At 58.7% G+C, this 24,104-nt stretch carries 19 protein-coding genes and 2 tRNA genes; 11 read left to right on the top strand and 10 right to left on the bottom strand.

Annotation, left to right across the window (positions count from 1 at the left end):
* The 11 genes from secG to EJ576_RS16895 all read left to right on the top strand — a co-directional run bounded on the left by secG (window position 1) and on the right by EJ576_RS16895 (window position 10,429).
* Complete coding sequence (secG, locus tag EJ576_RS16945; RefSeq protein WP_003194191.1) at window positions 1-384, top strand: preprotein translocase subunit SecG; 384 nt, start codon at window positions 1-3, stop codon at window positions 382-384.
* 22 nt (window positions 385-406) lie between these two features.
* Window positions 407-492: transfer RNA gene (locus EJ576_RS16940), tRNA-Leu, on the top strand.
* Between the two features lie 96 nt (window positions 493-588).
* Window positions 589-665 (top strand) — tRNA-Met (locus tag EJ576_RS16935).
* A gap of 140 nt (window positions 666-805) precedes the next feature.
* Window positions 806-1,264 carry a ribosome maturation factor RimP gene (rimP, locus tag EJ576_RS16930; RefSeq protein WP_038843818.1) on the top strand — a complete coding sequence of 153 codons (459 nt, stop codon included), beginning with the start codon at window positions 806-808 and terminating at the stop codon, window positions 1,262-1,264.
* Window positions 1,265-1,311: 47 nt separating this feature from the next.
* Window positions 1,312-2,793: a transcription termination factor NusA gene (nusA, locus tag EJ576_RS16925; RefSeq protein ID WP_025857112.1), complete on the top strand. Its 1,482-nt coding sequence runs from the start codon at window positions 1,312-1,314 to the stop codon at window positions 2,791-2,793.
* Window positions 2,794-2,820: 27 nt separating this feature from the next.
* A complete protein-coding gene (infB, locus tag EJ576_RS16920) occupies window positions 2,821-5,352 on the top strand; it encodes a translation initiation factor IF-2 (RefSeq protein ID WP_122728090.1) in 2,532 nt (843 codons plus the stop codon).
* A gap of 159 nt (window positions 5,353-5,511) precedes the next feature.
* The gene (gene rbfA, locus EJ576_RS16915) at window positions 5,512-5,907 is read left to right on the top strand and encodes a 30S ribosome-binding factor RbfA (RefSeq protein ID WP_016973761.1); all 396 of its coding nucleotides are present in this window, start codon (window positions 5,512-5,514) and stop codon (window positions 5,905-5,907) included.
* Window positions 5,908-5,910: 3 nt separating this feature from the next.
* On the top strand, window positions 5,911-6,828 hold the full coding sequence (gene truB / locus EJ576_RS16910; protein WP_016976825.1) for a tRNA pseudouridine(55) synthase TruB: 918 nt from the start codon (window positions 5,911-5,913) through the stop codon (window positions 6,826-6,828).
* Between the two features lie 115 nt (window positions 6,829-6,943).
* Window positions 6,944-7,213, top strand: coding sequence for a 30S ribosomal protein S15 (gene rpsO, locus EJ576_RS16905; protein WP_003177875.1), 270 nt, complete (start codon window positions 6,944-6,946; stop codon window positions 7,211-7,213).
* A 195-nt stretch (window positions 7,214-7,408) separates the two neighbouring features.
* Window positions 7,409-9,514: a polyribonucleotide nucleotidyltransferase gene (gene pnp / locus EJ576_RS16900; RefSeq protein WP_016976826.1), complete on the top strand. Its 2,106-nt coding sequence runs from the start codon at window positions 7,409-7,411 to the stop codon at window positions 9,512-9,514.
* Between the two features lie 294 nt (window positions 9,515-9,808).
* Window positions 9,809-10,429, top strand: a complete 621-nt coding sequence (locus EJ576_RS16895; RefSeq protein WP_028617968.1) for a BON domain-containing protein — start codon at window positions 9,809-9,811, stop codon at window positions 10,427-10,429.
* A gap of 292 nt (window positions 10,430-10,721) precedes the next feature.
* On the opposite strand, the gene EJ576_RS16890 is transcribed toward EJ576_RS16895, so the two are convergent.
* From EJ576_RS16890 to EJ576_RS29685, 10 genes are all read right to left on the bottom strand, one after another.
* Entirely contained in the window at window positions 10,722-13,640 is a 2,919-nt protein-coding gene (locus tag EJ576_RS16890; RefSeq protein ID WP_126570736.1) for a DUF748 domain-containing protein, read from the bottom strand.
* A gap of 87 nt (window positions 13,641-13,727) precedes the next feature.
* The gene (locus tag EJ576_RS16885; RefSeq protein WP_122728096.1) at window positions 13,728-14,744 is read right to left on the bottom strand and encodes a class I SAM-dependent rRNA methyltransferase; all 1,017 of its coding nucleotides are present in this window, start codon (window positions 14,742-14,744) and stop codon (window positions 13,728-13,730) included.
* A 57-nt stretch (window positions 14,745-14,801) separates the two neighbouring features.
* A complete protein-coding gene (locus EJ576_RS16880; RefSeq protein WP_126570735.1) occupies window positions 14,802-15,671 on the bottom strand; it encodes an oxygenase MpaB family protein in 870 nt (289 codons plus the stop codon).
* 16 nt (window positions 15,672-15,687) lie between these two features.
* A complete protein-coding gene (acs, locus tag EJ576_RS16875; protein WP_123475634.1) occupies window positions 15,688-17,625 on the bottom strand; it encodes an acetate--CoA ligase in 1,938 nt (645 codons plus the stop codon).
* Between the two features lie 105 nt (window positions 17,626-17,730).
* The gene (gene pgi, locus EJ576_RS16870; protein WP_122728099.1) at window positions 17,731-19,395 is read right to left on the bottom strand and encodes a glucose-6-phosphate isomerase; all 1,665 of its coding nucleotides are present in this window, start codon (window positions 19,393-19,395) and stop codon (window positions 17,731-17,733) included.
* Window positions 19,396-19,620: 225 nt separating this feature from the next.
* Window positions 19,621-20,472 carry a pantoate--beta-alanine ligase gene (gene panC, locus EJ576_RS16865; protein WP_122728101.1) on the bottom strand — a complete coding sequence of 284 codons (852 nt, stop codon included), beginning with the start codon at window positions 20,470-20,472 and terminating at the stop codon, window positions 19,621-19,623.
* Window positions 20,469-21,269, bottom strand: coding sequence for a 3-methyl-2-oxobutanoate hydroxymethyltransferase (gene panB / locus EJ576_RS16860; protein ID WP_126570734.1), 801 nt, complete (start codon window positions 21,267-21,269; stop codon window positions 20,469-20,471). The genes panC and panB overlap by 4 nt, the downstream gene beginning before the upstream one ends.
* Window positions 21,270-21,635: 366 nt before the next feature.
* Window positions 21,636-22,121: a 2-amino-4-hydroxy-6-hydroxymethyldihydropteridine diphosphokinase gene (gene folK / locus EJ576_RS16850; protein WP_122728103.1), complete on the bottom strand. Its 486-nt coding sequence runs from the start codon at window positions 22,119-22,121 to the stop codon at window positions 21,636-21,638.
* A gap of 2 nt (window positions 22,122-22,123) precedes the next feature.
* Complete coding sequence (locus EJ576_RS16845) at window positions 22,124-23,512, bottom strand: polynucleotide adenylyltransferase PcnB (RefSeq protein WP_028617960.1); 1,389 nt, start codon at window positions 23,510-23,512, stop codon at window positions 22,124-22,126.
* 75 nt (window positions 23,513-23,587) lie between these two features.
* A complete protein-coding gene (locus EJ576_RS29685; protein ID WP_154670147.1) occupies window positions 23,588-23,761 on the bottom strand; it encodes a hypothetical protein in 174 nt (57 codons plus the stop codon).
* Window positions 23,762-24,104: the final 343 nt, after the last annotated feature.

The raw sequence follows: 24,104 nt of genomic DNA, 5'->3' as shown, positions 1-24,104 counted from the left end.
ATGCTGGAAACAGTCGTAGTCGTTTTTCATCTGTTAGCTGCTCTGAGCGTCGTCGCTCTGGTTTTGCTGCAACAGGGTAAAGGTGCGGATGCTGGTGCGTCTTTCGGTGCAGGTGCTTCAAATACTGTGTTCGGAAGCCAAGGTTCCTCTACCTTTCTTAGTAAGTTTACTGCTATACTTGCCGCCGGTTTCTTCATAACCAGCTTGGGGTTAGGTTACTTTGCTAAAGAGAAAGCTCATGTGCTGACTCAAGTAGGTCTCCCAAACCCAGCAGTGTTGGAAGTACCAAAAGCAAAACCGGCTTCTGATGATGTCCCGGTGCTTCAAGAGCAAAAGTCGGCTACTCCAGCGACTGACGTACCTCCAGCTCAAGAGCAGAAGTAAGAAGGGTTGTAATCGCTGTATTGCCGAGGTGGTGGAATTGGTAGACACGCAACCTTGAGGTGGTTGTGCCCATAGGGTGTAGGGGTTCGAGTCCCCTTCTCGGTACCAATTATCAGGAGAGCCCGCTGTTGCGGGCTTTCTTGTAGGTGGAAGGTTACATTGACCCTGTAAGGGATCGGTCGTATACTTCCGCCCCAGCTTTGTCGCGGGGTGGAGCAGTCTGGTAGCTCGTCGGGCTCATAACCCGAAGGTCGTCGGTTCAAATCCGGCCCCCGCAACCAGTTTTAGCGGAGCCCCTTTTAAGGGGCTTTTTGTTAGCTGGACACTTTCAACGCCGCTGTTCGACGGCGTTTCAAGGATGGGCGTTTCGCCCATTTTTTTATTTTGCACAGCATGCACATACATGCACGAGGGGGTTCAGGTGTCGAGCAAGCTAGAAGAGTTGCAGGCCTTGCTGGCCCCGGTGGTCGTGGCCCTAGGCTATGAATGCTGGGGTATTGAGTTTTCGGCTCAAGGTCGCCACTCAATGTTGCGCGTTTATATCGATAAAGAGGGCGGCGTGCTGGTGGACGATTGTGCCATTGTCAGCCGTCAGATCAGCGGTGTGCTGGATGTTGAAGATCCGATCTCCGTTGAATACACCCTCGAAGTTTCCTCGCCAGGCATGGAACGCCCACTGTTCACTATTGAGCAGTTTGCAAAATTTGCCGGTGAACAAGTGAAGATCAAGCTGCGTTCTCCCTTCGAAGGGCGACGCAACTTTCAGGGCCTTCTGCGCGGTGTAGAAGAACAGGATGTCGTGGTGCAGGTAGAAGACCATGAGTTCCTGTTGCCGATCGATATGATCGACAAGGCCAACATTATTCCCAGTTTTGACTGAGACGCGGATCCCGCGGATCCAATGGCTTGCGAAAGGCGAGGCGTACGATGAGCAAAGAAGTACTGCTGGTTGTTGAGTCGGTATCCAATGAAAAGGGCGTACCGGCAAACGTGATTTTTGAAGCGCTGGAGCTGGCCCTGGCCACTGCTACCAAAAAGCGTTTTGAAGACGAAGTTGATCTGCGTGTGGAAATCAACCGCCACACCGGTGCCTATGAGACTTTCCGTCGCTGGACGGTCGTCGAAGAAGCCGATCTTGATGATCCGGCCATCGAAACCTGGCCAAGCAAGGTTGCCGAAACGCATCCTGGTGCCAAGGTCGGTGATGTCGTCGAAGAAAAGATCGAATCGATCGAATTCGGCCGTATTGCTGCACAGACCGCCAAACAGGTCATCGTGCAGAAGGTTCGCGAAGCCGAGCGCGCTCAAGTCGTTGACGCTTATCGCGAGCGCCTGGGTGAAATCATCTCCGGCACCGTGAAAAAAGTCACCCGCGACAACGTGATCGTCGACCTGGGCAACAACGCCGAAGCGTTGCTGGCCCGCGAAGACATCATCTCTCGCGAAACCTTCCGTGTCGGCGTGCGTCTGCGTGCGCTGCTCAAGGAAATCCGCACCGAGAACCGCGGCCCTCAGTTGATCCTGTCGCGTACCGCGCCGGAAATGCTGATCGAGCTGTTCCGTATCGAAGTGCCGGAAATCGCCGAAGGCCTGATCGAAGTCATGGCTGCGTCCCGCGACCCGGGCTCGCGTGCCAAGATCGCGGTCCGCTCCAAGGACAAACGCATCGACCCGCAAGGCGCTTGCATCGGTATGCGCGGTTCGCGCGTCCAGGCAGTGTCGGGCGAATTGGGTGGTGAGCGTGTGGACATCGTCCTGTGGGACGATAACCCGGCGCAGTTCGTAATCAACGCCATGTCGCCGGCTGAAGTGGCGGCAATTATCGTTGACGAGGATGCCCATGCAATGGACATCGCCGTTGGCGCAGACAATCTGGCTCAGGCCATTGGTCGTGGTGGTCAGAACGTGCGTCTGGCCAGCCAACTGACCGGCTGGACCCTGAACGTGATGACCGAATCGGACATCCAGGCTAAGCAGCAAGCAGAAACCGGTGACATCCTGCGCAACTTCATCGAAGAGCTCGAAGTCGATGAAGACCTGGCACAGGTGCTGGTAGATGAAGGCTTCACCAGCCTGGAAGAGATTGCCTACGTACCGTTGGAAGAAATGCTCAACATCGACGGCTTTGACGAAGACACCGTCAACGAGCTTCGCGCTCGGGCCAAGGATCGTTTGTTGACTAAAGCCATCGCTACTGAGGAAAAGCTGGCAGACGCCCATCCGGCCGAAGACCTGCTCTCGCTTGAGGGTATGGACAAGGATTTGGCGATGGAACTGGCGGTGCGCGGCGTAATTACCCGCGAAGACCTGGCCGAGCAGTCTATTGACGATCTGCTCGACATCGACGGCATTGACGATGATCGTGCCGGCAAGTTGATCATGGCCGCCCGAGCCCATTGGTTCGAGTAACTAGGCGCGGCCTGAGGAGAGAAGTGCATGACGCAAGTCACGGTGAAACAACTGGCCGATGAGGTCAAAACACCGGTAGAGCGCCTGTTGCAGCAGATGCGTGAGGCAGGTCTGCCGCACACCGCCGCCGACGAAGGTGTGAGCGACAGTGAGAAGCAGTCTTTGCTGACTCACTTGAAAAGCAGCCACAAGGCGAAAGTGGAAGAACCGCGCAAGATTACATTGCAGCGCAAAACCACCAGCACCCTGCGTGTTGCTGGTAGCAAGAGCATCAGCGTTGAAGTACGCAAGAAGAAAGTCTTCGTACAGCGCAGCCCGGAAGAAATCGAAGCCGAGCGCAAACGCGAACTGGAAGAACGTCGCGCAGTAGAAAATGCTGCACGTCAGAAGGCTGAAGAAGAAGCCAAGCGTCGCGCCGAAGAAGAAGCGCGTCGCCAGCCTGCTGCTGCGCAATCTGCTACCAACGACGCAGTCGCGGCTCCTGCCGCGGCCGCCGAACCTGTGCGTGAAAGCGCACCGGTTGTGGCTGCCGCTCCAGCACCGTCTGCAGACGTTCGCAACAAGCAGAACGAACAGCGCCGTCCGGACAAACCACGTGCCGACGATAACAATCGTCGCAGTGGCGGTGGTGATGGCGAGCGCAAAAACGCTCCGCATCGCGCCTCGGTCAAAGAGAAAGCGCCTGCTCCACGCGTTGCCCCACGTACTACCGACGAAGAAAGCGATAGCTTCCGTCGTGGTGGTCGCGGCAAGGCCAAGCTGAAAAAACGCAACGCCCACGGTTTCCAGAGCCCAACCGGCCCTGTCGTGCGTGATGTGCAGATCGGCGAGACCATCACTGTTGGCGATCTCGCCAATCAGATGTCGGTCAAGGCTGCTGAAATCATCAAGTTCATGTTCAAACTGGGTACCCCAGCGACCATCAACCAGGTGCTTGATCAGGAAACTGCTCAACTGGTAGCCGAAGAGCTGGGCCACAAAGTGACCCTGGTCAGCGACACTGCCCTGGAAGATTCCCTGGCCGAGTCCCTGAAGTTTGAAGGTGAGACGTTCTCCCGTGCGCCAGTTGTGACCGTAATGGGCCACGTTGACCATGGTAAGACTTCCCTGCTCGACTATATCCGTCGTGCCAAGGTAGCTGCTGGCGAAGCCGGTGGTATCACCCAGCACATCGGTGCGTACCACGTTGAAACCGAACGCGGCATGGTCACTTTCCTCGACACCCCTGGTCACGCCGCGTTTACCGCAATGCGTGCCCGTGGTGCCAAGGCAACTGACATCGTGATCCTGGTAGTTGCAGCGGACGACGGCGTAATGCCGCAGACCATTGAAGCGGTCCAGCACGCCAAGGCTGCGGGTGTTCCACTGGTTGTTGCAGTGAACAAAATCGACAAGCCGGGCGCTGATCTCGATCGCATCCGTAGCGAACTGTCGGTTCACGGCGTGACTTCCGAAGAGTGGGGCGGTGATACGCCATTCGTTTCGGTTTCGGCGAAAGTCGGTACCGGTGTAGACGAACTGCTCGAAGCGGTCCTGCTGCAAGCTGAAGTACTCGAACTGAAAGCAACTCCATCGGCTCCAGGTCGCGGTGTTGTGGTTGAATCGCGTCTCGACAAAGGTCGTGGCCCGGTTGCAACCGTTCTGGTTCAAGACGGTACCCTGCGCCAAGGCGACATGGTGCTGGTCGGTTCGAACTATGGCCGTGTACGTGCCATGCTCGACGAGAACGGCAAGCCAATCAAGGAAGCTGGTCCTTCCATCCCTGTCGAGATCCTCGGCCTGGACGGTACCCCGGACGCTGGCGACGAGATGAGCGTGCTGTCCGACGAGAAGAAAGCCCGTGAAGTGGCTCTGTTCCGTCAAGGCAAGTTCCGCGAAGTCAAACTGGCTCGCGCTCACGCCGGCAAGCTGGAAAACATCTTCGAAAACATGGGCCAGGCAGAGAAGAAGACGCTCAACATCGTCCTCAAATCTGACGTCCGTGGTTCCCTCGAAGCGTTGAACGGCGCCTTGAATGGCCTGGGTAACGACGAAGTGCAAGTGCGTGTTGTAGGCGGTGGCGTAGGTGGTATCACCGAATCCGACGCCAACCTGGCACTGGCTTCCAACGCTGTACTGTTTGGCTTCAACGTGCGTGCCGATGCTGGCGCACGGAAGATCGTCGAGCAGGAAGGCCTGGACATGCGTTACTACAACGTCATCTACGACATCATCGAAGACGTCAAGAAAGCCCTTACCGGCATGCTTGGCAGCGATGTCCGGGAGAACATCCTGGGTGTGGCCGAGGTGCGTGACGTGTTCCGCTCGCCGAAATTCGGCGCGATCGCCGGTTGCATGGTTATCGAAGGTACTGTGCACCGTAACCGTCCGATCCGTGTACTGCGTGAAGACATCGTTATCTTCGAAGGCGAGCTGGAATCCCTGCGCCGCTTCAAGGATGACGCTTCCGAAGTGCGTGCCGGCATGGAATGCGGTATCGGCGTCAAGAGCTACAACGACGTCAAGCCTGGCGACAAGATCGAAGTCTACGAGAAGGTTCAGGTTGCTCGCAGCCTCTAACTCGCGCACTTCCGGAGCCACGCCACGTGTGGGCATGCAAATGCCCCGCGCAGCGTACGGACTCTAAACGCAACGCCCGGTCTGGCTTTTGTCAGGCCGGGCGTTTGCCGCTTTCAGACCTCACGGGTTTCACCGTGTGGCAGTAACAGGTAACAAGACATGGCAAAAGAATACAGCCGTACCCAGCGTATCGGCGATCAGATGCAGCGCGAGCTGGCCCAACTGATCCGTCGCGAAGTCAAAGACCCTCGCGTTGGCCTGGTCACCATCACCGCCGTAGAAGTGAGCCGTGACGTGGGTCACGCCAAGATCTTCATCACCGTGATGGGGCAGGACAGCAGCGAAGAAATCGCACAAAGCATCAAGGTGCTCAACTCGGCCGCAGGTTTCCTGCGCATGCAGTTGGCCCGTGAAATGAAGCTGCGCAGTGTTCCTCAGTTGCACTTCCACTACGACGAAAGCGTCGTGCGGGGTGCGCACCTGTCGGCACTGATCGAGCGCGCCGTGGCTGAAGACAGCCAGCATCCGTCCACACCTGAAGACGCCAAGGAGTAAGCGGTGGCTCAGGTCAAACGTATCCGTCGCAACGTCAGCGGCATAATCCTGCTCGACAAGCCCATTGGCTTTACCTCCAATGCCGCGTTGCAGAAGGTCCGCTGGCTGCTCAACGCCGAAAAGGCCGGGCACACCGGCAGCCTCGATCCTTTGGCCACCGGTGTACTGCCTTTGTGCTTTGGCGAGGCCACCAAGTTTTCGCAATACCTGCTCGATTCCGACAAGGGTTACGAAACCCTGATGCAATTGGGCAAGACCACCACCACGGCCGACGCCGAAGGTGATGTTCTGCAGGTTCGCGATGTGACCGTTGGTCGTGCAGATATTGAAGCCGCTTTACCGGGTTTTCGTGGGCAAATCAGTCAGATACCGCCGATGTACTCGGCGCTCAAGCGTGATGGCCAGCCTCTTTACAAGCTGGCACGTGCGGGCGAAGTAGTGGAGCGCGAACCGCGTTCTGTTACTATTGCGCGCTTGGAATTGCTCGCCTGTGAAGGCGACACTGCCCGCCTGGCTGTGGACTGCAGCAAAGGCACCTATATCCGTACCCTCGTGGAAGATATCGGTGAAAAGCTCGGTTGCGGTGCGTACGTTGCAGAGCTGCGACGCACCCAGGCCGGCCCTTTCAGCCTGGCCCAGACGGTCACGCTGGAAGAGTTGGAAGCCGTACACGCCGAAGGCGGCAACGAAGCGGTTGATCGCTTCCTGATGCCATCGGACAGCGGTTTGCTGGATTGGCCATTGCTGCACTTCTCGGAGCACAGCGCGTTCTACTGGCTCAACGGCCAGCCGGTACGTGCCCCGGATGCCCCGAAGTTCGGCATGGTGCGGGTACAGGATCATAATGGTCGCTTCATCGGTATCGGTGAAGTGAGCGAAGACGGGCGCATCGCGCCGCGTCGACTGATTCGGTCAGAATGACCGGACGAGGGTGGCTGTTAACAGGCACGGTCACTACTCATTTTTAGATACAGGGATTTGTCCCTGGCCTGTTGAAGCTGCCCTTTGGGTGGTTTCCTGAAAAAAGGATTGCCTCATGGCTCTCGACGTTCAAGAAAAAGCACAAATCGTTGCTGACTATCAGCAAGCTGTTGGTGACACTGGTTCGCCAGAAGTGCAAGTTGCACTGCTGACCCACAACATCAACAAGCTGCAAGGTCACTTCAAGGCCAACGGTAAAGATCACCACTCCCGTCGTGGTCTGATCCGCATGGTAAACCAGCGCCGTAAGCTGCTGGACTACCTGAAAGGCAAGGATCTGGGTCGTTATCAGACTCTGATCGGTCGCCTGGGTCTGCGTCGCTAATAAGCGATTGCGCTAGAGGTTGGTTGTCTGCCGTGTGCCAGTGGGATTCCCGCTGGCCCATGGTAGGCTCCCAGCCTCAAGTTTTATCTGGATACACGTTTTACCCTGGACCAGGTTCGGGCCGATTCCCGACATTGCCCAAGAATTTCGCAAGAAGACAAGTTCCCCCAAGAGCCACAAAGAAGGTAGGACACCGTGAACCCGGTTATCAAAAAATTCCAGTTCGGTCAGTCGACCGTTACCCTCGAGACAGGCCGTATCGCCCGTCAAGCCTCCGGCGCAGTGCTGGTTACCGTTGACGACGACGTTACCGTTCTGGTGACTGTAGTTGGCGCCAAGACCGCTGACCCGAGCAAAGGCTTCTTCCCTCTGTCCGTTCACTACCAGGAAAAGACTTACGCTGCCGGTAAGATCCCTGGCGGTTTCTTCAAGCGTGAAGGCCGTCCTTCCGAGAAAGAAACCCTGACTTCCCGACTGATCGACCGTCCGATCCGTCCGCTGTTCCCAGAAGGCTTCATGAACGAAGTGCAGGTTGTCTGCACCGTCGTTTCCACCAGCAAAAAGACCGATCCGGACATCGCTGCGATGATCGGTACTTCGGCTGCCCTGGCCATCTCCGGCATTCCTTTCGATGGCCCGATCGGCGCTGCCCGCGTTGCGTTCCACGAAAGCACCGGCTACCTGCTGAACCCGACTTACGAGCAACAGAAAGCTTCGAGCCTGGACATGGTTGTAGCCGGTACCTCGGAAGCCGTGTTGATGGTTGAATCGGAAGCCAAAGAGCTGACCGAAGACCAGATGCTGGGTGCCGTACTGTTCGCCCACGACGAGTTCCAGGCTGTCATCAAGGCCGTCACCGAGCTGGCTGCCGAAGCTGCCAAGCCAACCTGGACCTGGGCTCCACAAGCTGAAGCGACCGAACTGCTGGGCGCTATCCGCTCCGAGTTCGGCGCTGCCATCTCCGACGCCTACACCATCACCGTCAAGGCCGACCGTTACGCTCGCCTGGGCGAGCTGAAGGATCAGGTTGTGGCCAAGCTGTCCGGTGAAGAAGGCCAGCCTTCCTCCAGCGACGTCAAAGCGGCTTTCGGTGAAATCGAATACCGCACCGTTCGCGAAAACATCGTTAACGGCAAGCCACGTATCGACGGTCGCGACACCCGTACCGTACGTCCGCTGAACATCGAAGTCGGCGTTCTGCCGAAGACTCACGGTTCGGCGCTGTTCACCCGTGGTGAAACCCAGGCTCTGGTAGTCGCGACCCTGGGCACCGCCCGTGACGCACAACTGCTGGACACCCTGGAAGGCGAGAAAAAAGACCCGTTCATGCTGCACTACAACTTCCCTCCGTTTTCGGTGGGCGAGTGTGGTCGCATGGGTGGCGCTGGTCGTCGCGAAATCGGTCACGGCCGTCTGGCCCGTCGTTCGATCGCCGCCATGCTGCCTGCAGCTGACGTGTTCCCGTACACCATTCGTGTTGTGTCGGAAATCACCGAGTCCAACGGTTCCAGCTCCATGGCTTCCGTTTGCGGTGCTTCCCTGGCACTGATGGACGCGGGTGTGCCGATGAAGGCGCCGGTTGCCGGTATCGCCATGGGCCTGGTTAAAGAAGGCGAGAAGTTCGCCATCCTGACCGACATCCTGGGCGACGAAGACCACCTGGGCGACATGGACTTCAAAGTAGCCGGTACCGCCAAAGGTGTGACCGCGCTGCAGATGGACATCAAGATCAAAGGCATCACCGAAGAAATCATGGAAATCGCCCTGGGCCAAGCCCTGGAAGCGCGCCTGAACATCCTCGGTCAGATGAACCAGATCATTGGTCAGTCCCGCACCGAACTGTCGGAAAATGCTCCGACCATGATCGCGATGAAAATCGACACCGACAAAATCCGTGATGTCATCGGTAAAGGCGGCGCGACTATCCGTGCGATCTGTGAAGAAACCAAGGCTTCGATCGACATCGAAGACGATGGCTCGATCAAGATCTTCGGCGAAACCAAGGAAGCGGCTGAAGCAGCACGTCAGCGCGTTCTGGGCATCACTGCTGAGGCCGAGATCGGCAAGATCTACGTCGGTAAGGTTGAGCGCATCGTCGACTTCGGCGCATTCGTCAACATCCTGCCGGGCAAGGACGGTCTGGTTCACATCTCCATGCTGAGCGACGCTCGCGTTGAGAAAGTGACCGACATCCTGAAGGAAGGCCAGGAAGTGGAAGTGCTGGTACTGGACGTGGACAACCGCGGCCGTATCAAGCTGTCCATCAAGGACGTAGCAGCAGCCAAGGCTTCGGGCGTTTAAACCCCCCGAGCTTTCAGCTGAAAAAGGGACTCTTCGGAGTCCTTTTTTTATGGGCGCTGGAAAGTAGCGGGAAATCAGCCGTTTAGCTGAATCCAAAAGCCGCAACTTGCATGCAGCCACGATGGTATTCATGCAACTTGCACGATTCCGAAAATTACGCGCTTTTATAACTTGTTGTTTTATATGAGTTTTATGGGCTCATCGAACTTGGCACACTGCCTGCAATATTCCTGTTAACGCTGCAGCATCAAGGTTTACGTACTGCAGACTTTTAATAAAACAGGAGTTACTCGTATGAAGAAGTTCGCTCTCGCTACTGCTACCGCTCTGACCCTGGCCATGGGTGCTAACGTAGCCTTTGCTCAGACTTCCCAAGCCCCTATGACGCTGGCGGCCGGTGAAGTGACCAAGGCTAAAGAGTCCACCTCGGATACCTGGATCACCACCAAAGTGAAAGCTGACCTGCTGACCGAGAAAGGTATTCCTGGTTCGGACATCAAGGTTGAAACCAACAAAGGCGTGGTTTCCCTGTCCTCCGAAGTCGCTATTTCGGACTCGCAAAAAGCGACCGCTGTAGCCATCACCAAGAAAATCAAAGGTGTCACTGCTGTTTCTGCTGATGGCCTACTGGCTGGCGGCGCAACCAAAGCTGATGGTATCGATAAAACCAAGGGCGCAGCTGCTAGCGCTAAAGAGTCCACTTCGGATACTTGGATCACCACCAAAGTCAAAGCTGATCTGGTAACCGAGAAAGGCATTCCTGGTACCGACATCAAAGTCGAAACCAACAAAGGCGTAGTGTCCTTGTCTTCGACCGCAGCGGTCACTGAAGCTCAGAAAACTACCGCGGTGAACATCACCAAGAAAATCAAAGGCGTTAAAGCTGTATCGGCCGACGGCCTGAAAGCAGAGTAACGCACCCGTTTCGTCTGAACCGAATGGCGGCGGCTTAGGGTGAGTTAGATATCCACCTGATGCACCTCTGGAGTTCATGCGACCGACCACACGGATGTGGTCATTACAGGCCCCGGCACTTGTGTCGGGGCCTGTTCTATTCTGGGCTGGAATACAAACGTTACAGGTATGAGATTCAAATGTGGGAGCGGGCTTGCCCGCGAAGGGGCAGTGTCAGTTGACAGATTCGTCGACTGACCCACCGCCTTCGCGGGCAAGCCCGCTCCCACATTTGGAGTTGTGTTGCTTTGAGTTATTCGGCGTCCAGATGCATAGGTGTAACGACCCGGCCATCCTTCTCGGCCTGGCCCAAGTTGGCATCAATGAAGTACACCCGGTCATCTTCCAGCTGGCCTTTGTCCACCAGGTAGTCCTTGATGGTGCTGGCGCGGTCTTGGCCCAGTTGGCGCAGTAGCACATCACTGCCACTCCAGAACTTGATCACGCCGTCACGCAGTTTCGCGCTACGGTCATCACTGCTCAGGTCTTTCCATTCGGCCGGCGGTTGTTGTTTCAGTCGGGTGCGGTAGATGCCTTCCAGCAGTGGCGCTTTCTCCTTTTCGGGTACAACCAGTAACGACGCTTGGGCTGGAACCTTGTCGCCACGACGTTGAAGAATCTTGTAGTAGTTGTACTGGTATTCACGTTCCAGTCGCTGAGCGGCGAGGAAAGGTCCATCGCTGCTGGCTGCCGCTGTGCCTTCGATCTCCAGGCGCAGGGTAGGGCGTTCTTTCAGTGCTTTGGCCAAGGTGTTCAGGGCGCCCTCAGCATCCTTGTTCAGTTCGCTGGAACCGGCGGCGAACGATACATTGCCGAGGTCTTCCGAGCCGCCGCCCGTCACCAACCCACCGATAAACTTGAAGGGCGCCGTTGCTGCACGCACTACCAGGTTTCGCAGGGTCTGCCAAACAATCGGCATCACGCTGAACTGCGGGTTATTCAGATCGCCTGTCACCGGCAGTTCGATGGAGATCTTGCCGTCGGAGTCCTTGAGCAACGCGATTGCCAGGCGAATCGGCAAGTCCACGGCATCGGCGCTGTCGACTTTATCGCCCAGTTGCAATTGCTCGACCACCACTTTGTTCTCGGCCTTCAGCTGACCCTTGGTGATCACATAGTGCAGGTCGAGGTTCAGTCGCCCCTTGCGGATACGGAAACCGGCGAACTTGCCGGAGTAAGGCGTCAAGGTGGTCAGCTCAACGCGTTTGAAGCTGGTTGCGATATCCAACGCCGCCATCGGATCGAACGGGTTCACGCTGCCCTTGATGGTCACCGGCGCATAACGGTCAACCTTGCCCTTGATATCGACGCTGGCCGGTTTGGCCTGGCGACTGTCGATGGTACCTATTTGCCCGTTGAGCTGTTGAATCGCCGTGGCGAAGTTGGGCGTCAGGCTGAAGTCGGCAAAGTTGGCCGAACCGTCGTTGATCGCAATCTGGCCGATACGAATGCCCAGCGGCTTTTCCTTGCTGGCGGGCTTGGGTGATTTGTCAGCGGGTTGTGGGATCAACAGGTCATCCACGTTGGTGGTGCGGTCATCGTTGATCATGAAACGTGCATACGGCTGCAGCAGGTTGACCTTATCGATCGACAGACTGTCGCCATGCTGATAGTTGACGCCTTCGAGCACCAAGCGCTGCCATTTGAGGAAGTCGCGGGTCTTGAGGGTATCCAGGGTGTGCAACTGGTCGACCTGCGCTCGGCCTGTGACCTGGAGCTTCAAAGGATCGGTGCTTTTCAGGTTCACATCCAGATTGCTGCCGAGCATGCCGCTACGCAGTTCCAAGCGGATGAACGGGCTGATATAGGACTGCGCGACACGCAGGTCGATGTCCTGGGTATTCACTTTCAGCTTGGCGCTGACCGGGTTGAGGTTGACCTCGCCGGTCGCCTGGACCTTGCCTTGCTTGCCCAGGCCCGTGTCGACTTTCAATGTGAAGGGGTTCTGGTTGAGGCTATCGAAGTTCTGCACATCGACGTTCAGCGGGCCCACCTCCAACGCGACTGCCGGTTTGGCCTGGCGGTCAGCCAGGTGCACCTGATAGTTGCGCAGTTGCACGTCCTTGAGCAGCACCTGCCAGGGTTTGCTTGGCGCCGCAGGCTCGGCTTTTGGCGAGTCTGCGGTGGCGGGTGCATTTTTGGGCTCCGGTGTCTTGGCCGGTTTGCTCGGCTGGCTGGCGAACAGTTTCTGCCAGTCCAGTTGCCCATCGGCTTCCAGTGCCGCCCAGGTTTCCAGTTTGTTGCTGCGGATCTTGCCGACGACGACCTGCTGCTTGGCCAGGTCCACGGTGGTTTCGCTGACGTCCAGGCGCTCCAGGCGCACCAAGGGGCGGCCGTCCGGCGCCTTGATGGCAAATGGCGCAATGCTCGCGGCCGTGTTGGTCAGGCTCAGTTCGGTCTCTTTGGCCAGACTGAATTTGTACTCGGTGCTGAAGTTGAGCACACCGTCTTCCAGCACCAATGGCAGCGCGTCGCGGACGTAGGGCCACCAGGCTTTCATCTTGCCATCGGTGACTTTCAATGTGCCTTCGGAGGTGATCGGCACCAGGCTGAAATTACCTTTCCAGTCGATCTGTCCGCCTGCAGGCCCGGCTGCCACCAACGTCATGTCGGCGTTGTCTTCAGGCAGGGTGCTGAGATTTTTCAGCTCGAAGTCGAGCTTGTCGTAGAGGAATTCGATGGGTTCGCTGGGACGCAAATCTTCGAAATGCACATAGCCGCCCGCCAGCTTGATGCTGTCGATGCGCAGCGGAAACGGCTTGGCATTCGGATCGGTCGGGGTTGGCTCGCTGGGTGGCAGCTTGAACAACTGCGCGAGGTTCAATTGGCCGGACTTGTCGAACAACAGCTCGGTCTTGGGTTTGTCCAGTTGTACATCCGCGAGATGCAGGGCGCGGGTCCAAAGGCTGTCGATCTGCAGGTTGGCGTAGAGGCGCTCGAAACCCACTTGTTCCTTGCCTGGCTCACCGATTTTCAGCCCCCATGCCGTTACTTCCAGGCTGAACGGGTTGAGCTCGATCCGCTCGATCCGAGCCGGCACCGTGGCGTAATTGGCCAGTTGCTGGTTGGCAATGCGCAGCGCGACACCAGGGAGAATCAGGAAACCCAGCAAGCTGTACAGGGCAAGGGCAGTCAACAAGGCGCCAGCGGCGCGAATCAATCCTTTGGGCATGGGGCGGCGCCATCTATGTCAAACAAGAGTGCCTTGGAGTATGGCACGGGATTTCGGTTCCGAAGAACGGGTCCTTTGGGAAACGTCTTACAACTGGAGTATCAGGGTTTTCAGGGGCGGCTGCTGATCCTGTGAGGGGAAGTCCGCGCCTGGCGTCATGATTTTCCAGTCGCGTACGGGGCGGCCGGCCTTTTCCGCGCATCGCAGGACTTGTTCACGCCAGTCCTCCATGCTGACTTTCGCCAGGTTGTTGCAGCAGATCAGCACGCCATTGTCGGCGGTGGCTAGCAGCGCGGGCTTGAGCAGGCTCTGGTAATCGCGCAGCAAGTCGACTGTGCCAAACGCGCTTTTGGCCCAGGCTGGCGGGTCGAGCAGTACCAGATCGTATTGACGCTGCTCCAGGCGTGGATAACTCGGCAGCTTCTGCCCGCGCCGTTGGGTGATCGGCAGCCCCGCCAATTGGCGGATCGCCGGGAAGTAATCCGACTGCACAAATTCCATAGTCGGCAGTTGCGGGTTCAGCAGACCATTTTCGCGACCGACCGCCAGGTTGCCCTCGGCGAAGTCCAGGTTGCACACCTCGCGCGCACCGCCGGCGGCCGCGCTCAGGCCAACGCCGCAGGTATACGCGAACAGATTCAGCACGCTTTTGCCGGCGCTGTGCGCCTTGACCCAGCCACGGGTGTTACGCAAATCCAGGAACAGCAGCGGGTCCTGCCCGGCATGGCGCCCGCGCACGCGGTAATTGAGGCCCCACTCGTGGCCGATCAGGTCTTCCAGCGCAGCGGGCTCGGCACGATAAACCGTGTCTTCGCGGTCGATGCGCGAGTTGCCACGGGAACGGTCGTTGTACACCAGTAACAATTCCAGGCCCATGTACTGGTTGACCTGTTGATGCAGGTCCAGCAGCTCTGCGGTTTCCAGGCATTGGTGGAAGCTCTGCACCAGCAATTGCGGGCCGTAGCGGTCGATGGTCAGGCCGCCGGCGCCTTCCTGGCTGCCATGGAACAGGCGATAGCAGTCAGTGCCTTGGGCGTGCAGCTCATTGATCAGGTCTTGGCGATGATCGAGGGCGGCGCGCAGCGCCTGATTCAGAGAAGACATGGAGCGCGCCTTGCTGGGGAAATAAGGGCGCGAAGTTTAACAGCTATGCGCCGTGGCCTACATCAACCCCATCCGCCGATGGGCGCGTTGCACCGAACCATTGCGCATCGCCCAACGCAGCATCGGCGCACTGCGCTTGACCCCGGCACGGATCATCTGGCGTTGCATCGGGCTTTGGTGTTGGTCGAGCATGGCGCTGGCCCAATCCGGCAGCAGGTCGATTCCGGCTTGCATCATCAAACTGCCAAAGGGCTTGGCCAGTAGGCTGGGGGAGGGCGCGTCAAGCAGTAAACGCAGTACTTCGCGGCTGCGATCGTCGCACAGCAATTGTGGGCGGATACGTGCCAGATAATCTGAAATTTCCTGCCGAGAGCGCGGAACATGCCGCGCACCTAACTGTTCGGCGACCAAGGCAATTTCGCTGTAGTAACGGTCCTGGTCTCGACCTGAAAGCTGCGGGTTGCGATAGCGCAGGTGAGCGGCGAGGAAGTTACTGACCTCCGCCACATGCACCCAGGTCAGCAACTCTGGGTCACTGGCCGCATAAGGTCGCCCGTCCGGAGCGTGGCCGACGACCTGCAGGTGAATGGTGCGGACTTTTTCGATCAGCCATTCGGCGTCTTTGCGCGAACCAAACGTCGTGCCCGAGATGAACTGCGAGGTGCGCCGCAACCGCCCGAGCATGTCCTGACGAAAGTTCGAATGGTCCCACACGCCCGCCAGGGCCAATGGGTGCAGGGCTTGCAGCATCAACGCGCTGATGCCGCCGATGAGCATGCTGCTGAAGTCGCCATGCACCTGCCAACTCACCGAATCGGGCCCGAACAGGCCGGGGTCGCCCTTGGGGTTTTCCAGGTCCAGTTGGCCCAGCGACAGGCCAGTCAGGCTCATCAACTGGCTTTCGATACGGCTGCGGATAAATTCCATGGCGACTCAGGGGTTCCTATCGGTTCAAGCGTTTGTCGATCAGGCCATCCACCACGCTCGGGTCGGCCAGGGTCGAGGTATCACCGAGGCTGTCGAGTTCGTTGCAGGCGATCTTGCGCAAAATCCTGCGCATGATCTTGCCGGAGCGGGTTTTCGGCAAGGCCGGAGCCCATTGGATCAGTTCCGGCTTGGCAAAGCTGCCGATTTCCTTGCCGACCAGCTCCAGCAGGTGTTTTTTCAGCGCATCGTCGGGTTCCACCCCATTCATGGGCGTGACAAACGCATAGATGCCTTGGCCTTTGATGTCATGGGGGTAGCCCACTACGGCGGCCTCGGCCACCAGATCATGCAGGACCAGCGCGCTTTCCACCTCGGCGGTGCCGATACGGTGGCCGGACACGTTGATCACATCGTCGATGCGCCCGGTGATCCAGTAGTCGCCGTCTTCATCGCGCCGCGCACCGTCACCGGTGAAGTAGTAGCCGGGGTAAGGTTTGAAATAGGTGTCGATCATGCGCTGCGGATCGCCGTACACGCTACGGATCTGCCCCGGCCAGCTCGCTTTGATCGCCAGTACGCCGCTGCCGGCCCCGCTGAATTCTTTGCCCTGTTCGTCGAGCAGCACGGGCTGTACGCCAAACATCGGCTGGGTCGCGCAGCCGGGCTTGATGCGCTGTGCGCTGACCAAGGGACTGAGCATGATGCCGCCGGTTTCGGTCTGCCACCAGGTATCCACGATTGGACAGCGCTGCTCGCCGACGGCATTGAAGTACCAGTCCCAGGCTTCCGGGTTGATCGGTTCGCCGACGCTGCCCAGCAGGCGCAGGCTGGCGCGAGAGGTGCTCTCCAGCGGGCCATGGCCCTCGCGCATCAAGGCACGCAACGCGGTAGGGGCGGTGTAGAAAATATTGACCTTGTGCTTGTCGATCACCTGCCAGAAGCGCGAGCTGTCCGGGTAGCTCGGCACGCCTTCGAACATCAGCGAAGTCGCGCCGTTGGCCAGCGGGCCGTACACGATGTAACTGTGGCCGGTGACCCAGCCCACATCGGCGGTGCACCAGAACACTTCGCCCTCGCGGTAGTCGAGCACGTATTTGAAGGTCATTGCGGCTTGCAGCAGGTAGCCGCCGGTGGTGTGCAGGACACCTTTGGGTTTGCCGGTGCTGCCGGAGGTGTAGAGGATGAACAGCGGGTCTTCGGCGTCCATTGGCTCGGGCGGGCAGTCGCTGCTGGCCGCATCCAGGGCTTGTTGATACTTGAGATCGCGGCCTTCGCTCCAGTTAACGGTCGCTCCGGTGCGTTCTACCACCAGCACCGTGCTCACATTCGGGCAACTGGCCAGGGCTTTGTCGACATTCTGTTTCAGTGCTACCGGTTTACCACCGCGCACGCCTTCGTCCGCAGTGATTACGGTGCGGCAGTCGGCGTCGAGAATACGGTCACGCAAGGCATCCGGCGAGAAGCCGCCAAACACCACGGAATGTACCGCGCCGATCCGCGTGCAAGCGAGCATGGCGTAGGCGGCTTCCGGGATCATCGGCATGTAGATGCACACCCGGTCGCCTTTCTTTACGCCACGGCTTTTCAGCACATTGGCCAGGCGGCTGACGTTCTGGTGCAGTTGGCGGTAGGTGATTTTGGAAGATTTTGTCGGATCATCGCCTTCCCAGATGAAGGCCGGCTGATCGGCGCGCAGGGCGAGGTGACGGTCGATGCAGTTGTGGCTGACATTCAGTTGGCCGCCGGCAAACCATTGCGCAGCGCCGGTCTTGATGTCTGAGCGTTGGACGGTGTGCCAGGGGGTTATCCAGTCGAGAAAGCCTTTGGCCTGTTCAGCCCAGAACGTATCCGGCTGTTCGATGGATTGGCGATAGAGGCGCTGGTAGTCCTCCTGACTGAGTTGCGCAGCCCGGCGGACGGCATCGGCGGTGGGAAACGTGCTGATATCGAACATGAGCGATCCTTATTCTTGTTTTTGCGACAAGTGATAAAGATGCACCCTGCAAGGGGAGGGTTCAAGGCCAACGTCCAAACGGACGTTGGCCCTGCGATACCTGGATCAGCCGCGGTGACGACCGCGGAAGTAGTTGATCAGGCCCTGGGTCGAAGCATCTTCGGCCGAGGTTTCTTCGGCGCCGGTCAGGCGGTTGTAGACGCCCTTGCCCAGCTCTTTGCCCAGTTCCACACCCCATTGGTCAAAGGCGTTGATACCCCAGATCACGCTCTGTACGAACACTTTGTGCTCATACATCGCAACCAAAGCGCCCAAGCGACGCGGGCTGATGCGCTCGACCACGATGGTGTTGCTCGGACGGTTGCCCGGGATCACCTTGTGCGGTGCCAGCTTCTGCACCTCGTCTTCCGGGATGCCTTTTTCACGCAGCTCGGCTTCGGCTTCGGCGCGGGTCTTGCCGAGCATCAGCGCCTGGCTCTGGGACAGGCAGTTGGCGTACAGCCACTGATGGTGGTCAGACACCGGGTTGAAGCTGACGATCGGCACGATGAAGTCGGCCGGGATGAGTTGGGTCCCTTGGTGCAGCAACTGGTGGTAAGCGTGTTGGCCGTTGCAACCTACGCCACCCCAGATCACTGGGCCGGTATCAGTGGCGACGGGGGTACCGTCCTGGCGCACGCTCTTGCCATTGGATTCCATGTCCAACTGTTGCAAGTGTTTGGTGATGTTACGCAGGTAGTGGTCGTACGGCAGGATCGCATGGCTCTGCGCACCCCAGAAGTTGCCGTACCACACGCCCAGCAGACCCAGCAGCACCGGCATGTTCTGTTCGAATGGGGCGTTCTGGAAATGCTGGTCCATGGTGTAGGCACCGGACAGCAGTTCCTTGAAGTTGGACATGCCGATCGCCAGGGCGATTGGCAAGCCGATGGCCGACCACAGCGAGTAACGACCGCCGACCCAGTCCCACATCGGGAAGATGTTTTCTTCGCGGATGCCAAAGGCCACAGCCGCCGCGTTGTTGCTCGATACGGCGATGAAGTGGCGGTACAGCTCGGCTTCCGAGCCACCCTGGGCCAGGTACCAGGCGCGTGCGGCCTGGGCGTTTTTCAGGGTTTCCAGGGTATTGAAGGATTTCGACGAGACGATAAACAGCGTGGTCTCGGCGCGTAGCTTCAGGGTCAGCTCGTGGAACTCGCTGCCGTCGATGTTCGCCAGGTAGTGGCAACGCACGCCTTTGTGGGCGTAGGACAACAGCGCTTCGGAGACCAGCTCCGGGCCGAGGAACGAGCCACCGATACCGATGTTCACCACGTCGGTGATCGGCTTCTCGGTGTAGCCACGCCACAGGCCATCGTGAATGCGCCCGACCAAGTCGGTGATCTGGTTCAGCACCTTGTGCACGTCCGGCATGATGTTCACGCCATTCACCGACAGCTTGTCGCCCACCGGGCGACGCAAGGCGGTGTGCAGGGCCGGGCGACCTTCGGACGAGTTGACCGGCTCGCCGGCGTACAGCGAGTCGATCGCGTCTTTCAGGCCGACTTCTTTGGCGAGGCCCACGAGCAGGTCACGGGTTTCGCTGGTGATCAGGTTTTTCGAGTAATCGAGGAAAAGTCCGCAGCTGCTCAGGGTGAACTGGGAAAAACGCTGAGGATCGGCATTGAACGCTTCGCGCATGCTGAAATCCTGCATGGCTTGGCGATGTTGATTGAGCGCTTGCCAGGCGGGCAGAGCGGTAACGTCATGAGGAGTGCGGTAGTACGCCATCGCTGCGGGTTTCCTTTTATTACGGGGACTGCCTTTAGGACACTTCTAAGCCCGGAACGTCCAGTCTTTGATCAAGCATTGGGTTCCGGACAGCGCTAACCATAGCGCAGGGCGATTACATTAAACCTAGCGTGTCGATATGTCTTGGCTTTGTCTGCGCTAAGGCCGGTACTTTTTTATACCGGCCCTTTTTATTGACGCAGCGAGGAGGGCGATTGGAAGGGGTCAGTCGAGGGTCAGGTGCAGGTTGTCGATGAGCCGGGTAGCGCCGAGATAGGCGGCTACCAGGATCACGATATCCCGATCTTCGGCCGTGGCCGGGCGCAAATTCACGCCCTGGCGCACTTCGAGGTAGTCCAGGCGCAACCCGGCGGCTTCGATCTGCTGGACCTGTTCGGCGCGCAGCTTGGCGAAGTCGTGGTCACCGGCTTTGATCGCGGCGCCAATCTGGCTGAGGCTGCGGTACAGCACCGGCGCAATGGCGCGTTGCTCGTCGGTGAGGTAGCCGTTACGCGACGACAGCGCGAGGCCGTCGTCGGCGCGCACGGTGGGCTCGCCGATGATCTGGATCGGCATGTTCAGGTCGTGGACCATGGCGCGGATCACGGCCAGTTGCTGGTAATCCTTCTGGCCAAACACCGCCATGTCCGGCTGGACCATGTTGAACAGCTTGCTGACCACGGTCGCCACGCCTTCGAAATGCCCGGGACGGCTGGCGCCGCACAGGCCTTCAGACAATTGTGGCACGCTGACGCGCGTCTGGCCGGTCATGCCGCCGGGGTACATTTCGTCGACGGTGGGCGCGAACAGCAGGTTGCAGCCCGCTTGCAGCAGCATTTCCTGGTCGGCGGCCAGGGTGCGCGGATACTTGTCCAAATCTTCGCCAGCGCCAAACTGCAGCGGGTTGACGAAGATGCTGGCCACCACGAAATCCGCCTGCTGGGCGGCCTTGGTCACCAAAGTGGCATGGCCGCTGTGCAGGTTGCCCATGGTCGGCACAAAGCCAATGCGCTTGCCGGCGTTGCGGGCGTGAGTAACCGCAGCCCGCAATTCACGTACGGTTTTTACGGTGTTCATGCAGAGAATCCGTGTTCGGCGCCAGGGAAGGTCACGCCTTTGACCTCGGCAACGTAGGCACTCAATGCGGCGTGAATGCTGTCCTGGCCGGCCATGAAGTTCTTGACGAACTTCGGCACACGGCCGCTGATCGACAGGCCGAGCATGTCGTGCAGCACCAGCACCTGGCCATCGGTGGCCGAGCCTGCGCCAATCCCGATCACCGGCACTTTCACGGCCTGGGTGATTTCTGCCGCCAGTTCGCTCGGCACGCATTCGAGCAGGATCATTGCCGCGCCGGCCTGCTCCAGAGCGATGGCATCCGCGCGCATCTGCCGCGCCTGGGCCTCATTGCGGCCTTGTACCTTGTAGCCGCCGAGGATGTTCACCGACTGTGGCGTCAGGCCCATGTGTGCGCACACCGGCACGCCGCGTTCCGCCAGCAGGCGGATCGACTCGGCCAGCCACACTGCGCCTTCGACTTTGATCATGTGCGCGCCGGCTTGCATCAGCTTGCCGGCATTCTGGAAGGTCTGTTCAAGCGTCGCGTATGCCATGAATGGCAGGTCGGCGATGATGAAGGCGCCATCGTTACCGCGCTTGACGCTGGCGGTGTGGTACGCAAGTTCATCAGTGGTGACGGGCAGGGTGCTGTCATTCCCTTGAAGAACCATGCCGAGGGAGTCGCCCACTAGCAGCACTTCAACCCCAGCCTGGCAACTGGCGTGGGCGAAGGTGGCGTCATAGCAGGTCAGCATGGCGATTTTTTCACCTTTGAGCTTGAGGCTCTGCAAGGTGGTCAGGGTAATGTCTGGCATGAAAAGGGTCCTCATTCAGGCGCTTGGAAACAGCGAGTAACGCGCGTGAGTCTTCGTTTATACAGGCGCACTGTCTTGAGAGCAGTGCTTATATGGCCTGGATTGCGCCCTTTAGCGCCGGGTTGGCGGCAGCGGGACGCCTATAGTCGTGAGGAGGGCACGGGAAGTCAATTGGATGTGTTACCGCATTGTTACGATGACGGTGTTACCGCTGTTACTGACGCGATTCAGCAAGTGGGAAAGCGATTTTGAGGGCGTAGGTGATCAAAATGTGGGAGCTGGCTTGCCTGCGATGCAGGCGCCTCGGTCTTTCAGTGAAACCGAGGTGATGCTATCGCAGGCAAGCCAGCTCCCACATTGATCGAGTCAGTTTTGGGGCAAGCGTTCCAGGCCGACAAACGGGCAGGCGGTCAGCAAGTCGTTGAGCGTTTGACCGTTGGGCAGTTGCAGCGATGCGGGCGCTAGCTCGGCCAGTGGATACAGCACAAATGCGCGCAGGTGCATCTGGTAGTGCGGGACCTTGAGACGCGGTTCATCGATCAGGTGATCGCCAAACAGCAGGATATCGAGGTCGAGCGTGCGCGGGCCCCAGCGTTCAAGGCGTTCGCGGCCCTGGTCGTTTTCGATGGCTTGCAGCGCATCCAGCAACTCCAGGGGCGCAAGGCGACTGTCCAGGGCGGCAACCGCATTGGTGTAGCGCGGTTGGCCTGGGAGCAGGGAGTCACTTTGATAAAAGGCGGACACTCCAGCGACCGTGGTGCCCGGCAATTGCGCCAGTGCTTCGATAGCGCTGCGCAATTGCTGGTCCGGGGCAGCCAGGTTGCTGCCCATGCCGATGTAGATGCGTTCCACGTTTATTCGCCCGAGGCGTCAGCCGAACTGCGCTTGCGCTTGCTGCCACTGCGACGACGTTTCTTCGGGCCTTCGCCGTCGCCTTTGCTGCCGAGGTCACGAATCATGTCGCGGCGCTCGCTGTCATTGGCGTCCTGGTAATCGGTCCACCATTCGCCCAGGCCGTCGGTCTGCTCGCCGGCACTTTCGCGCAGCAGCAGGAAGTCGTAGCCGGCGCGGAAGCGCGGGTTGTCCAGCAACAGGTCGGCGCGTTTGCCGCTGCGGCGTGGCAGACGCTCCTGCATGTCCCAGATCTCGCGGATCGGCATAGTGAAGCGTTTCGGAATAGCGATGCGCTGGCACTGTTCGGCGATCAGCTCATGCGCGGCTTCCTGCATGGCCGGGATCGGCGGCATGCCACGCTCCTGCAAGCGCAGTACGCGTTTCGGCAAGGCGGGCCACAACAGCGCGGCAAACAGGAATGCCGGGGTGACCGGCTTGTTCTGCTTGATGCGCAGGTCGGTGTTGATCAGCGCTTCGCTGATCAGGGTGTGGGTGTACGTCGGGTTGTATTCCAAAGCCTCGGCGCTGGCCGGGAACAGTGGGTCGAACAACTGCAGGTCCACCAGCATTTCAAAGGTGTCGGCGGCATAACCCGAGAGGAACAGTTTGAGCACTTCTTCGAACAGGCGCGCCGAGGGGATTTCCCGCAGCATCGGTGCCAGTTCACGAATCGGTGCGGCGGTGTGGCGCTCGATGCCGAAGTTCAGCTTGGCAGCAAAACGCACGGCCCGCAGCATGCGGACCGGGTCTTCCTGGTAGCGCTGGACCGGGTCGCCGATCAGGCGGATCAGGTTGTTGCGAATGTCGTGTACGCCATTGGCGTAATCGAGGATGCGCTCGCTGACCGGGTCGTAATACAGGGCGTTGATGGTGAAGTCGCGGCGTTGCGCGTCTTCTTCCAGGGTGCCGTAGACGTTGTCGCGCAGGATACGCCCGCTTTCGTTGCGGGAGGACTGATTGGTGTCTTCCTCTTCATCGTTTTGCGGATGGCCGGCACGGAACGTCGCGACTTCAATGATTTCGCGACCGAAGTGAATATGCACCAGCTTGAAGCGTCGGCCGATGATCCGCGCATTACGGAATTCGGCACGCACTTGCTCAGGCGTGGCGCTGGTGGCGACGTCGAAGTCCTTGGGCGTGATGTTGAGCAGCATGTCGCGTACGCACCCGCCCACCAGATAAGCCTGGTAGCCGGCGTTCTGCAAACGTTCGACGATGTTCACTGCATAACGGCTGAATTGAGCGCGTTGCAGCGAATGCTGGCTGCTGTTGAGCACTTCAGGCGTGCTGCGTTTGTGTTGCGTACGACGCAAGGGAGAACGGAATGACTGGAACAACTTCTTCAGCATGGGATGCACTGTTTGAAGGAATGTTCGGCCATAACGAAGAATGACCGCATGATGGGCGGGGATTCTAGCATTTAGTCAGGGGATGGTGTAGGAACAAGCTGCAAGCCCCAAGCCAAAAGCTTCAAGAGATTGCTGGACGGTCAAATCGCGGAAACTACAAGGGGAGCCGAAGCTCCCCCAGAAGTAGTTGCGTGCTCTATTTTTATTATTGATTTCGGGCTTCTTGTTTTTGTTGATCGCCCTCGCCATGAAGCTTCACCTTCATGACACTCCCAATCGGGAGTCAAGAGCAAACGGATTGCTTTGGTCGCTGTGTTGCTCATCTACGATCCAACCAGTTCAGGCTCTGCCTTAGGGCAGTTTTTGTTGTTCTCGGCCTGGTTGCGGGGCAAGCCCCAAATGCAACGCCTCTCCAAAAGAATCAGTTAGCTGCGCCTCCGCCGTGTTGTTTTTGTTATGCGTGAGTCGATTCGTCTTATTTTTATTGTCTTGTACAAAGCTTGTTATTGTTTTTGTACTAAGCATATAGCAGGGTGCGTGCCAACTTTTGCCTCGCCCAGCAAAACCGGGGGGTTGAGGTGGTTTCGGGTTT

Origin of the sequence: Pseudomonas sp. C 49-2, assembly GCF_003970195.1 — a bacterium.
Lineage (GTDB): Bacteria > Pseudomonadota > Gammaproteobacteria > Pseudomonadales > Pseudomonadaceae > Aquipseudomonas > Aquipseudomonas canadensis.
This window is presented reverse-complemented; position numbering and strand designations above follow the sequence as displayed.